Origin of the sequence: Sorangium sp. KYC3313, from assembly GCF_052075895.1 — a bacterium.
Lineage (GTDB): Bacteria > Myxococcota_A > Polyangia > Polyangiales > Polyangiaceae > Sorangium > Sorangium cellulosum_B.
In genome coordinates this window covers 527,327-539,741 of the sequence record NZ_CP197255.1, presented here as the reverse complement: position 1 = coordinate 539,741, position 12,415 = coordinate 527,327, and the positions used below count along the sequence as shown (strand labels likewise).

Genomic DNA, 12,415 nt, shown 5'->3' with positions numbered 1-12,415 from the left:
GTATTTCTCATGAAGAATTTCGCTCGTTGGGTGCTCGCCTTCGCAACCGTCACGTCGATCTCGGGCAGCGCCTTCGCCATCCGGAACGACTGCATCTACAACGTCTCGATGAAGACCGGCCTGAGGAAGGTGCCGGTCGGTACGGCCGTCTGCCAGCTGGCAGAGCAGGCGGGCACCCCGTTCAACGATGAGTGCGGCTACGTGTGCAAGTGGGGAGTCGTGGCGGCCCCGGGCGCCGCCGTCGCCGCCAACATGTTCCTTCGCCAGGCGACGACGATCGGGAGCAACGACTGCGACTGGAACTCCTTCTATTTCACGGACGGGAGCATCTCGCTCCTGCCCTCTGTGCCGATCCCGCCCAGCACCGTGGCGTTCCCGCCCAGCTCCGGCATCACCTCACGGCTCCAGAAGGCGCCCATCTGCAACTTCGTCGGGATGGAGGACGACTTCACCGGCACGATCAAGGCCACGATTCAGTTCTACTCCGCGCTGTCGATGCCCGTGCCGGTCACGTACGCCCCGCACTGCTACTGATGACGGCGTGCTTTTGAGACCGGTCTTCACTGGGCTCTGAGACGGCGCCCGGCGTCCGACCGATCGGCGAGAGCCTCCCTGCAGAAAGCCCTTAGTAACGGCCCCGGGCAGGTCGGGGAGGCGCTCGTCGATCGCGTCGTGCGGATTGAGGAGGGGGCGCCGGCGGAACGCCGGTGGCCCCTTTCTCTTCTCCGCCTCTGCCGAGCTCCCGGCTCGAGGGCTCTAGCCAGGTCAACTTGTCTGGAGGAACAATGATGCAACCGAGTTCGTCGCAACGGAACCCTTCGCGCCGGCCCTCGTGGATCGCCGCCGGATTGCTCCTGGCCGCCCTCGCCGGCGTCGCCCTCTTCCTCGCCTTCCGCTCCGGGGACGAGCAGACCGCCGGGGCGAGGGTCCCGGCCGCCGGGGCCGAGAAGCACGTCCGCTACCGCAACAGGGCGCTCGTGCGCGGCCCGGCGCCGGCGGCGAAGGAGGAGGCGCGGCCCACCATCAGCGGCCTCGTTTATGGCACGGACGGGAACACCCTCGCCGGAGCGACCGTCGTCGCCATGACCTTCGAGGTCGCCGGCAACGTGCTCTCGACCGCGGGCTCCGTGAAGAGCGACGACGGCGGGCGGTTCGAGCTCACGCTCCCGGACGGCACCTATCAGCTGAGCGCGAGCGTCGATGGGTACGGGACCACGTCGACCACGGCGCGCCCCGGCGAGGCGGTGAGCCTCGTGCTGCCGAAGAGCGGCGTCATCGAGGGGCGCGTGCTGGACGAGCGGGGCGAGCCCGTGCGCCGCTTCTCGATCGACGTCCTCTCGGCCGTGACGGCGGAGACGCCGGCGACGCCGCCCCTGTTCTCTCGCACGTTCGAGAGCGCGGACGGCTCGTTCCGCGTCGATCAGCTGCCCTCGTGGGACGTCGTCGTCAGGGCGACGGCGGCGGAGTTCGCGCCCGCGTTCTCGACGAACGTCAACGTGCGCGCCGGAGACGTCGAGAAGATGGATCTGACCCTCTCGACGGGATGTACCTTGAGCGGGCAGGCGGTGGACTCGTCCGGCGCCCCGCTGCCCGGGGTGTACGTGGACGCCGAGTCGCTCTTCGCCGTCGGCGAGCTGAGCAGCCTGTCCATGGAGGCCGCCGCGCAGGCGCAGACCGAGGACGACGGCTCCTTCAGCCTGCCGCACGTCCCGAAGGGCACGATCGTCGTCCGCGGCTATGACGGCAGCAACGCCGTGAGCTCGACCGAGATCGAGGTCGCGGGCTGCGACGGCCTGAAGCCGGTGAAGCTCGTGATGTCGCCCGGCGGCAGCCTCTCCGGGGTGGCGCGAGACGCCGAGGGCAAGCCCGTCGCTGGCGCCCGGCTCACGCTCATGCACCGCCCGATCGGCTTCGTGAACACGGTGAGCGACGAGGATGGCGCCTTCCACTTCGACCAGATCCCTCCGGGCGAGCTCCGCGTGATGATGCGGCGAGGCGAGGAGGTGATGCTCGCGTCGGTCGGCATCGAGGACGGGAAGACCACGCAGCATGACATCTCCTTTGCGCCCCGGGGCACCGGGGAGATCCGCGGCCGCGTCACGGTGGGCGGCAAGCCGCTCCCGGGGGCTCGCCTCATGATGGCCACCCAGATCGGGGACGACGGCGCGATCGGCATGTTCTACCCCGTCACCGCGGAGGACGGCTCGTTCCGCGCGTCCGGGCTCCCGACCGGCGGCTACATCGTCAACGTCGAGTCGACGAGCATCGGGACCGGCGTGCACGTGAATGCGGGCGAGGTCACGACGGCGGATCTCCAGGTGACCGACCTGCCCAGCATGAAGGGCAAGGAGGCCCCGCTCCCGCTGCGGTAGCGAGCGCAGCGCCAGCGCGATCTCCCGGCTGTCCGGAGGCGGAGCCTCCAGGACGGCCGGTCCGCGTTTTTCAGGTCACTCCGCCGGGGCGATGGTCAGCGTGAACGGCCCCGAGGAGGCGGCGTTGTAGCTGTCGACGAAGATGTCGATCGGCTGGCCTGCAGTCGCCGTCACCGTGATCGACTCGGGCCACCCGGAGTCGAAGGGATCATCCACGCAGGAGAGCTCGCTGCTCGGGTCTGCGCAGTCGCTGCGCGCGTAGAGGACGACATCGGCGTGGCCCTCCGGCGTCGCGGTGATCGTCAGCTCGCCGCTCGCCTCCGGGGTATACCGGTACACGAGCTCCCCGCCTTCGCCGCCGCACGACGCCGTGACGCCCTGCGTGCCCTCGGAGGTGTCGCCCACCGTCGTTGCCTCCGTGAGCGTCGCCGCGGCCGCGCACAGGGGCTCCAGGTTCACCTCGCATTGGCCGCTGCACACGTCGTCGTCCACGGCGTTTCCGTCGTCGCACTCCTCCGTGCCGACGCGCGCTCCGTCCCCGCAGATCTCCGCCGCGAAGGACACGTCGAGCGTGTACGACGCGTCCATCCCGTTCTTGCCCTCGATGAAGATGAAATAGGTCTGACCGGCCTCGGTGAGGAGCTCCAGCGGGGCGTCCTCCGGCGCGAACGCGGGGACGCAGCCGAGCAGCGTCGTCTCGTCGTCGCAGCTCTCCCGGATGTACCAGTCGAAGTCGGCCTCCGGCGCCGTCGCCGTCGCGGCGATCTGGACCGCGCCCTTCGCCGGCGCGACGAACCGGAAGACCCGCTCTCGCATGCCCGTGCCCGCGACGGACGTGATGATACCTGGGCAGAGCGCCGCGAACAGGTTGGTGCCGGCCTCCGTCGTGCCGGTGAAACTCCCGCCCTCCGAGACGTCGGTGGCCTCCGCGCACGCCGCGGCGACGCCCTCGACGCAGGCCGCGTTCGTCGAGCAGTCGCGCTCCTCGCAGTCCTGCAGGCCGTCCTTGTCCTCGTCCTCGGCGCTGTCGCAGATCTCACCCGACGAGACGCAGAACGCGGAGTCCTCGTCGCAGGCGCTCTTGCACTGCGCGTCGTCGTCGCAGCCGCCAAAGCACATCGTCCACCCGTCGTCGGTCACGTCGACGCACGTTTGCCCCGCCCTCCCGCAGTCGGACGTCTCTTCACAGGACTTGAGGCAGAGCGAGAAGCTGCCCTGCGGCAGGCACTCGGAGCCCTCCCCGCAGGGCAAGAGCGCCGTGTCGCAGAGCCTCGTGCAGTAGCCGCCCGCCCAGCCGAAATCCTCCTCGGTCAAGCAGAGCCCGCCGAGGCAGTCCTCGTTGACCGCGCAGGCCTCGCCGTCCGCCTTCCCGTCCGGCGCGATGCCCTCGCCGTCGCCGTCGCCGCCGCCGCCGCCCTGGCCGCCCTGGCCGCCCTGCCCGCCTGCGCCGGACGCCGCTCCCAACGGTGAGATCTCGTCGTCGTCGCCGCACGCGGCGAGCGCGAGAGACATCGCCGTGACCGCTGACAGGGGAAGAGCAAGTCGCATGTTGTTCTCCTCGAAGAGAGGTACAGCGCTCGACCACGGAACGCAGCAAAACTTGCGACAACAGCAAAAAGATCCTGGATTGACTGGAATTGTTACGTCTGGAGCGAAATGCGGTGGTAATAAAAGAACCCTTACAATCGTGCAATGCTGAGACCGTGACGTTTCAAAAACGAAACCTTGTAGGGGATGTCCCTGACGCATCGCCGCAATTCGGGGTGCTGCCTAGGGGTCGTCCGGATGGCACGGTCAGTGCTTCGTGGGAGGCAGCGCCGCCGGCGCGGCCTTCGCCCCCCTGAGGCCCCGGCGGCGCTGTCTTTTTGTCGGTCCTCGTTTCGCGTCGTCTCGCCGATCGCCGCCGCCACGCCTGAGCCCACTGGCTCGCTGCGCCGCGCCGGGCGCGATGGACACGCGGCACGCGGGGATCGAGCGCAGATCGCCGTGGCGTTGTATCGTCCCGCCGCCCCATGGCGACGAAGCTCATCGTTCCCTCGAGCCACCCCCCGAATCAGAAGTTCGAGTGCCGCGACTGCCCAGCTCGGTGCTGCCGGATGCCGTGGAACATCCGCTTCAGCGGCGACGAGGCCAGGCGGTACCTCGCCGAGCCCTGGGTGCGGGAGCGCGTCGGCGAAGAGGGGGCCCTCGTCATCGGGCGCGGCGTGCTGCCCGTGCGGGAGCGGGATCGCCAGCTCCAGTGCGTCTTCCTCGACGACGACATGCTCTGCAGCATGCAGAAGCGGTTCGGCCACGAGTACATCCCGAAGTCGTGCCAGGCGTTCCCGTTCGGGTTCGTCCGCGACGAGAAGGATGCCGTCGTCGCGCAGCTCTCCCAGCTGTGCCCGTCGATCCGCGACAACTACGGCAAGCCCGCGGACCGCCAGCTCAAGGCGAAGCTCCAGCAGCGAGGCGACACGGAGCGGATGTCGACGGCGCTGGCGACGCTGAGCGGCGTGATCCTCACCCAGCCGCTTTATCTACGCGCCGCGAGGCACTGGGAAGAGCAGCTCGCGACCGGCGCGTCGCCGGCGTCGACGCTGGCGCGGCTCTACGACTGGACGGCGGCGTTCGAGCGCGCGCTCCCCCAGGGCCAAGGGCGCGCGACGGACGCCTCGGTCGACGCCGCCCTCGGGCAGGCCGGCAAGGAGGAGCCCGAGCCGCTCGCGCCCCGCAAGAAGCCCTCTTTCTATGCGCGGGTGCTGTTCGCCTATCTCCTCGGCAACCTCTGCTATCCGTCGCGGGTCCGCGAGCCCCACCGGGTCGAGAAGGCCTCGTGGACGGAGCTCCAGGCGCTGCGCAGCTTCGGGAACAAGGCCGCCTGGATGCTCGGGAGAGGCACCGTCGACATGATGTTCGTCCCCAGGCCGTTCAAGCTCCAGCGGGTGAGGACGGTCGATCGCTTCCTCGCCGGCGACGAGGGGGCCGCCGTGAAGGACTACCTGCGCCTCGTGCTCCAGCGCCGGCACATCTTCTCGGCGCCGAGGCACCTCCTGGCGGCCGTGCTCGACCTCTCGCTGGCCACCGTCGTGATCTCCCGCTTCGCGCGCTGCCGCGCCGCGGCGGATGGCAGGGTCAAGGTGTCCCTGGAGGACGTGCGGGAGGGCATCAGCGTCGCCGAGCTCGTCCTGCTGAGCCACGCGGCCCTCTCGGAGCAAGGCACGCTGATGAAGAACCTGCGCTGGCTGCTGCTCACGAAGCGCGAGAGCTTCCGGGCCCTCCTTGCGACCGAGGCGTAGGCCCCTCGTCGCCTGGTCGGGTCGCCTACCGAGACTGGTTCTTAGCACCTCGCGTCAACGTCAGGCCGGGCTCGCCTAACCGCCGGCCGCGACTATTCTCGCGCCCACCGGGCCCAGCTGGCCCATGGAGGCACGCGCATGATCGTCATGAAGTTCGGCGGCAGCTCGGTCGAGAGCCGCGCGCAGATCGAGAAGGTCCTTCACATCGTCAGAGCCCGCCTGGCCCGCCGCCCCGTCGTGGTGAGCTCCGCGCACAAGGGCATGACCGACGCGCTGATCAACGCCGCCAAGGCCGCCGCCACGGGGCGGTTCGATCCCTCCGTCCCGGTGAACAAGCAGCGCGCGGTCGCCGAGTCGCTCGGCTGCGCGCCCGACCTCCTCGCGCCCTTCTACGAGGAGATCGCCGACCTTCTGCGCGGCATCAGCCTCGTCAAGGAGCTCAGCCCGAGGAGCCTCGACTACATCGCGAGCTTCGGGGAGCGCATGGCCGTGCGCTGCATCGCGGACTTCTTCGCGAGGAGCGGCGTGCCGGCCCGCGCCTACGACGTCTGGGACCTCGGCTTCATCACCGACGCGAGCTTCGGCCGCGCGCGCCCGCTGCCCGGCTTCGACGCCCGGATCAAGGCCATGTTCGCCGAGCGCGTCCCCGAGGGGATCGTGCCGATCGTCACCGGCTTCGTCGGCCGCAACGAGGCCGGCGAGATCACGACCGTCGGCCGCAACGGGAGCGACCTCACGGCCACGCTGGTCGCGGCGGGGCTCGGCGCCGAGGAGGCGCAGATCTGGAGCGACACCGACGGCGTGATGACCGCCGACCCGAGCGTCGTGAAGACGGCCCGGAACATCCCCACGATGCGCTTCGAAGAGGCCGCGGAGCTCGCGTTCTTCGGCTCCCGCGTCCTGCACCCCTCCACGCTCCTGCCCGCCATGGAGAAGGGCATCCCGGTGCGGGTGCTCAACACGAACCGGCCGGATCACCCCGGCACGGTCATCGACTTCGACACCGACGCCGCGTCCCCGGCCGTGACCTGCATCGCCTACCGCGAGCGGCAGGTCGTGCTCAAGATCAGCTCGACCCGGATGTTCGGCGAGGTCGGCTTCCTCGCGCAGGTGCTCGCGGCGCTGGCCCGGCACGAGGTCGTGATCGACGTGATCACCACGTCGGAGGTCTCGGTCTCGATGACCACCGACGACCTCGGGAAGCTCAGCCGCGCGCTGCCCGAGCTCGAGCAGTTCGGCGCCTGCGAGGTCCTGCCCAACCGGACGACCCTCGTGATCGTCGGCCAGGGCATGCCCAGGCAGAAGGGCGTCGCCGCGCAGGTGCTCGACGCGATGGCCGAGGCCGGCGTCAACGTCGAGATGCTCAGCTACGCCATGGGCAGCGTCAACCTGTCGATGGTCATCGAGGACGCGCACGTCGCCTCCGCGGTCGGCGTCCTGCACCACTCCCTCTTCGAGAAGGCGCGGTGACGCCTCGTGGCGCGCCGGACCGACTGAACCTCGAGAAACAGGAGAGATTTCACAGGGAGGCGAGGAGACGGGGAGATGTTCATTTTTCTTTCTCTTCCTCCTCGCCTCCCCGTCTCCCTGTTGTTTTCTCCCGGATCCTCGGCGTGATCGGCGTTCCTTCCGGGTGACGCGACGTGGACAGGCGTGACGCGACGCGGGCGCCGCAGTAGGCGTAGGCCTCGGTCGGACCAGGCGTCCGGCCCCGGGGAGACCATGACGGCGGCACACCTCGACGGCGGCGCGACGATCCCGCGCGAGAGCACGACGGACATCCTGCGGCGGATCGAGGCCGCGCACGGCACGTACGCCACGCGCCCCGCGCTCGCGTTCGACGCGGACGGCACCCTCTGGGAAGGGGACGTGGGCGTCGACCTCTTCGAGGCGTTCCTCGCGGGGCGCTGCGCGCGGCCCGAGGCGGAGGCGGCGCTGCGCCGCGAGGCCGAGGCGTTCGGCGTCGCCGCGGAGGGCGGCGCGCACGAGATCGCGAGCGCGCTCTACGCGGCGTTCAACGCCGAGCGCTACCCGGAGGACAGGGCCTTCGCGATGATGGCCTGGGCCTTCGCGGGGTGGCGCGAGGACGAGCTCGCGGCGCTCGTCGACCGCGTGCTCGAGGAGAAGGGCCACGCCGGGCGGATCCGGCCGGCGCTGCTGCCGATCCTCGGCTGGGCGCGCTCGCGCGGCGTCCCGGTGGTCGTCGTCTCGGCGTCGCCGCGCGCCGTGATCGAGCGCGCCGTCGCGCGCCTCGGCGTCCCGGCCGAGCGCATCGCCGCGATGACCCCGGCCGTCCGCGAGGGCCGGCTCGCCCCCGAGCTCGGCGCGCCCGCGACCTACGGCGAGGGGAAGACCCGCGCCCTCGCGCGCATGTTCCCCGAGCTCGCGGTGCTCGCGGCCTTCGGCGACAGCGCCTACGACGCCGCCCTGCTCCGGGCGGCCCGGGTGCCCGTCGCGGTCTCCCCGAGCCCCAAGCTGCTCGCGGTCGCCGGTACGATCCCCGGGCTCGTCCTGCTCGCCACCTGAGCCGCTGCCATGGCCACCCTCTCGCTCCGAGGCCTGACCCGAAGGTTCCCGAGCGCCGAGCGCCCCGCGCTCGCCGGCCTGGATCTCGACGTCGACGACGGCGAGCTGCTCGTCCTCGTCGGCCCGTCGGGCTGCGGCAAATCGACGGCGCTCCGGCTGATCGCGGGCCTCGACAGCCCCGACGGCGGCACGGTCTCGATCGGCGGGCGCGACGTGAGCCGCGTCGCGCCGGAGGACCGCGACGTGGCCATGGTCTTCCAGGGCTACGCGCTCTACCCGCACATGACCGCGCGCGACATCATGGGCTTCCCGCTCAGGATGCGCGGGGTCGCGCGGGAGGAGCGGGCGCGCCGCGTCGAGGAGGCGGCGGCGCTGCTCGCCATCGGCCACTTGTTGGAGCGGCGCCCCGGCGAGCTCTCCGGAGGCGAGCGCCAGCGCGTCGCCATGGGGCGCGCGATCGTGCGCGCCCCCGCGGCGTTCCTCTTCGACGAGCCGCTCTCGAACCTCGACGCCGCGCTGCGCGCCGAGCTCCGGGTCGAGCTCGCGGCGCTCGTGCGCCGCCTCGGCACGACGTCGGTCTACGTGACCCACGATCAGGTCGAGGCCATGACCATGGGCGACCGCATCGCCGTGCTCCGCGCCGGAGAGCTCCAGCAGGTCGGCCCGCCGCGCGCCATCTACGAGGCGCCGGCGAACACCTTCGTGGCCGGGTTCCTGGGCACGCCGGCGATCAACCTCCTCCCGCTCGAGCGCTCCGGCGAGCGGTACGAGGGCGCGGCGCTCTCGCTGCCCGCCCCGCCGGGGGTGGCGCTCCCCGACCGGGCCATCGCCGGCGTGCGGCCCGAGCACCTGCGCGTCGCGCCGGGGCGCGGATCGCACGGCGGCGCGGGGGCGCAGGGCGAGGTGGAGGTCGAGGCGCGCGTCGTCGTGGCCGAGCCGCTCGGCGCCGAGACGTTCCTGTACCTCGACGCGGGCGGGACGCGGCTGCGGGCGCGGGCGCACGGCTTCGCGACGCCCGCGCCGGGCGAGGCGGTGCGCGCGCGGCTCGATCCGCGCGACGTGCTCTGGTTCGACGCGGGCTCCGGCGCGCGGATCGCCCCGCCGCGGGCGGCGTCATGAGCGGGGGAGGCCGCGCCGTGCGCTCGCGGCGCGACGCGCTCCGGGCGCTCGCCGCGTCGCTCGCCGCGGCCGCGGCGGGATCGATGGGCTGCGCGCGGCGCGCGCGCGTCGCCGGCGCGGGCGCCGAGGCCTCGCTGTGGTTCGCGTACGGCGGCAAGAACCGCGAGGTGCTCCTGTCGCTCGTCGATCAGTTCCACCGCGAGCAGGGCCGCTACCGCATCGACGCCGTGTACCAGGGCGACTACTTCGAGGCGCTCGCCAAGCTGCGGACCGCGCTCGCCGCGGGCGCGGCGCCCGCCCTGACGCACGTGGTCGGCGAGGTGGTGCCCTACCTGGCCGAGGCGGGCGTGCTCGAGCCGCTCGATCGGCTCCTCGCCGGCGCCCCGGGCGGCGATCTCGACGTGGTCGAGGCCCTCGGCCAGTCGGGGACGTTCGTGGGAGGCGGCGAGCGCCCGCTCGTGTGCCTGCCGTTCAACCGATCGACGCCGATCGCCTACTACAACCGGAATGTGTTTCGCGAGCTCGGGCTGTCGCCGCCGACGACCTGGGAGGAGCTCCGCGCGACGGCCGCGCGGCTCGTCGTGCGCGACGGCGAGAGCACGCGGCGGTGGGGCTTCGAGTGCCCGGTCGACTGGTGGTTCTGGGCCGCGCTCGTCGGGCAAGCGGGCGGCGACGTCGTGGCCCCGGACGGCACGCCCACGCTCGGCGGGGAGGCGGGCGTGCGCGCCCTCCGGTTCTGGCAGACCCTCGTGCACGAGGACCGCACGATGAAGCCGCCGCCCGGGCGCGATTACAACGCGTGGCAGGTGACGAACACCGACTTCCTGGCAGGCCGGGTCGCGATGATCTGGACCTCGACCGCGTTCCTCCGGTACCTGGAGGACAACGCGGGCCAGGCGGGCGCGGGGAGGTTCGAGGTCGGCGCCGCCCCGCTGCCGCGCGACGTGCGCGCCTCGGTGCCCACGGGCGGGACGATGTTCGTGATGCCGCGCGGCGCCGCGCCGGCGGCGCAGGAGGCGGCGCTCGCGTTCCTGCGCTGGATGATGCAGCCGGAGCAGGCGAACTCGTTCGCGACGCGGACGGGCTACATCCCCGTCTCGCGCCGCGGCCTCGAGGTGCTCCGGCAGGGCGGCTACTACGCCGCGCACCCGAACGACCGCGTCGCCGTGGACCAGCTCGCGCACGCCGCGCCCTGGCCCTGGTCTCCGGACCTGTTCCGCGTCCAGCGGGAGGCGGTGCAGCCCCGGCTCGAAGAGGCGGTGCTCGCCCCGCGCGACGCCGCCGAGACCCTCTCCGAGGCCGTCCGCGCGGCGCGCGAGCGATGAAGCCCAAGCACCCCCTCTCGCCCTACCTGCTCCTCCTGCCCACCGCGGCCTTCCTGGCGGTGTTCTTCCTGATCCCGCTCCTGCTCGCGGCCAAGAACAGCTTCTTTGCGTGGGACCTGCTCACGCCCCCGCGGTACGTCGGGCTCCGGAACTACGAGGTCCTCGTCGAGAGCGGCGAGCTCGCCGGCACGCTGCTCCGCACGCTCGGCTACAGCGCCGTCGTTGTGGCGCTCTCCGGCGCGCTGGGGCTCGCGCTGGCGGTGGCGCTCGATCGACCTGGGCCTGTCTATGCCTTCGTGCGGGGCGCGGTGTTCAGCGCCTATGTCGTGTCGTGGGTCGCGGTGGCGCTGCTCTGGATGTGGATCCTCGACGCCGAGGGGCTCTTCACCGTCGCGCTCCGCTGGCTCGGCCTGCCGACGATGAGCTGGCTCGGCGATCCCCGCTCGGCGCTGCTCGCGCTGGCCGCGGTGAGCGTCTGGAAGATCACCGGTTATGCCATGGTCATCTTCCTGGCCGGCCTCCAGGACATCCCCCGCGCGCTCCACGAGGCGGCCGCGCTCGACGGCGCCGGCCCGTGGCGGCGGTTCCGCCACGTGACATGGCCGCTGCTCCGGCCGAGCGCCGCCTTCGTGGCGACGACGAGCCTCATCCTCTCCTTTCAGGCGTTCGACGTGATCCGCGTGATGACGCAGGGAGGGCCGGTCAGAGCGACGACCCTCTTCGTCTACGCGATCTACGAGCACGTCTTCGTGAACCTGCGGGTCGGCCGGGCCAGCGCCATGATCGTGATCTTCTTCGTCTTTTTGCTCCTGTTGACGGTCCTGCAGCTCTGGGCGCTCCGCGCGGGCGCGCCGCGCCAGGGGAGGCGGCCGTCGTGACGTCGGGGCAGAGCGGCGGCGCCCGCGCGGGGCGCTTCAACTCGCGCTCGCGCTCGCGCCGCCTCGTCTCGGACGCCGTGCTCGTCGTGGTGGCCATCGTGTGGCTCGGGCCGTATGCGTGGATGACGATCACCTCGCTGAAGACGCTGCCCGAGATCACCCGCGCTCCGGCTTACCCCTTGCCGCAGGCCTTCCAGCTCGGCGCGTACCGCGAGGTGCTCCAGGCGGTGCCGGTGATGCGGTATTTCGCCAACACCGTGCTCATGGCGACGGCCATCGCGCTCTTGCAGATCGCCCTCGCGCTCCCGGCCGGTTACGCGCTCGCGAAGCTCAGGTTCGTGGGGCGGAGCGCCGCGTTCGTTTTGGTGCTCTCGTGCCTTCTCATCCCGGCGCAGGTGACGTTCGTGCCGGTGTTCACGATGCTCGGCTCGGTCGGCCTCGTGAACACGTTCGGGGCGCTGATCCTGCCCTTCGGGGTGAGCGCGCTCGGCACGTTCCTCGTGCGCCAGGCGCTGCTCTCGGTCCCTGACGAGATCATCGAGGCGGCGAGGATGGATGGGGCCGGCGAGCTCAGGATTGTCTACCTGATCCTCGGCCCGATGCTGCGGCCGACGCTCTCGGCGCTGTTCCTGTTCAGCTTCGTCTTTCACTACAACGATTATTTCTGGCCGCTCGTCATGACGACCGACGACCAGGTGCGCACGCTCCCGCTCGCGATCGCGCTCTTGCGGGAGCAGGGGACAGGGGTCCGCTGGCACCTCGTGATGGCCGGCAACGTGATCCTGAGCCTGCCTGTGCTCCTCGTGTTCGCGGCGGCCCAGCGGCAGATCCTGCGCGCGGTGACGGCGCGGATCTGAGCGGCGCGGGCGCCCGGGCAGGCCCGGCGCCGGAGGCCGGCGGTCGAGCGGTCGACCAGC

At 71.6% G+C, this 12,415-nt stretch carries 10 protein-coding genes; 9 read left to right on the top strand and 1 reads right to left on the bottom strand.

Features of this window, described 5'->3' with window-relative positions:
• Positions 1 to 9 precede the first annotated feature (9 nt).
• Positions 10 to 534, top strand: coding sequence for a hypothetical protein (locus ACSRUE_RS02160; RefSeq protein WP_441289568.1), 525 nt, complete (start codon positions 10 to 12; stop codon positions 532 to 534).
• A 314-nt stretch (positions 535 to 848) separates the two neighbouring features.
• A complete protein-coding gene (locus ACSRUE_RS02155; RefSeq protein WP_441289567.1) occupies positions 849 to 2,372 on the top strand; it encodes an MSCRAMM family protein in 1,524 nt (507 codons plus the stop codon).
• Between the two features lie 75 nt (positions 2,373 to 2,447).
• Here ACSRUE_RS02155 and ACSRUE_RS02150 read toward each other — a convergent pair whose 3' ends face one another.
• The gene (locus tag ACSRUE_RS02150) at positions 2,448 to 3,920 is read right to left on the bottom strand and encodes a DUF4215 domain-containing protein (RefSeq protein WP_441289566.1); all 1,473 of its coding nucleotides are present in this window, start codon (positions 3,918 to 3,920) and stop codon (positions 2,448 to 2,450) included.
• Positions 3,921 to 4,468: 548 nt separating this feature from the next.
• Between ACSRUE_RS02150 and ACSRUE_RS02145 the strand changes: the two genes are divergently transcribed.
• The 7 genes from ACSRUE_RS02145 to ACSRUE_RS02115 all read left to right on the top strand — a co-directional run bounded on the left by ACSRUE_RS02145 (position 4,469) and on the right by ACSRUE_RS02115 (position 12,355).
• Complete coding sequence (locus ACSRUE_RS02145) at positions 4,469 to 5,650, top strand: YkgJ family cysteine cluster protein (protein WP_441289565.1); 1,182 nt, start codon at positions 4,469 to 4,471, stop codon at positions 5,648 to 5,650.
• Positions 5,651 to 5,788: 138 nt separating this feature from the next.
• Entirely contained in the window at positions 5,789 to 7,120 is a 1,332-nt protein-coding gene (locus ACSRUE_RS02140) for an aspartate kinase (RefSeq protein WP_441289564.1), read from the top strand.
• 252 nt (positions 7,121 to 7,372) lie between these two features.
• Entirely contained in the window at positions 7,373 to 8,176 is an 804-nt protein-coding gene (locus ACSRUE_RS02135) for an HAD family hydrolase (protein ID WP_441289563.1), read from the top strand.
• Between the two features lie 9 nt (positions 8,177 to 8,185).
• Positions 8,186 to 9,295: an ABC transporter ATP-binding protein gene (locus ACSRUE_RS02130; RefSeq protein ID WP_441289562.1), complete on the top strand. Its 1,110-nt coding sequence runs from the start codon at positions 8,186 to 8,188 to the stop codon at positions 9,293 to 9,295.
• Positions 9,292 to 10,620 (top strand): ABC transporter substrate-binding protein, encoded by a 1,329-nt coding sequence (locus ACSRUE_RS02125; RefSeq protein WP_441289561.1) that lies wholly within the window; start codon positions 9,292 to 9,294, stop codon positions 10,618 to 10,620. Before ACSRUE_RS02130 ends, ACSRUE_RS02125 begins: the two co-directional genes overlap by 4 nt.
• Entirely contained in the window at positions 10,617 to 11,498 is an 882-nt protein-coding gene (locus ACSRUE_RS02120; protein ID WP_437762413.1) for a carbohydrate ABC transporter permease, read from the top strand. Before ACSRUE_RS02125 ends, ACSRUE_RS02120 begins: the two co-directional genes overlap by 4 nt.
• Entirely contained in the window at positions 11,495 to 12,355 is an 861-nt protein-coding gene (locus ACSRUE_RS02115; RefSeq protein WP_441289560.1) for a carbohydrate ABC transporter permease, read from the top strand. The genes ACSRUE_RS02120 and ACSRUE_RS02115 overlap by 4 nt, the downstream gene beginning before the upstream one ends.
• The last annotated feature ends 60 nt before the right edge of the window (positions 12,356 to 12,415 follow it).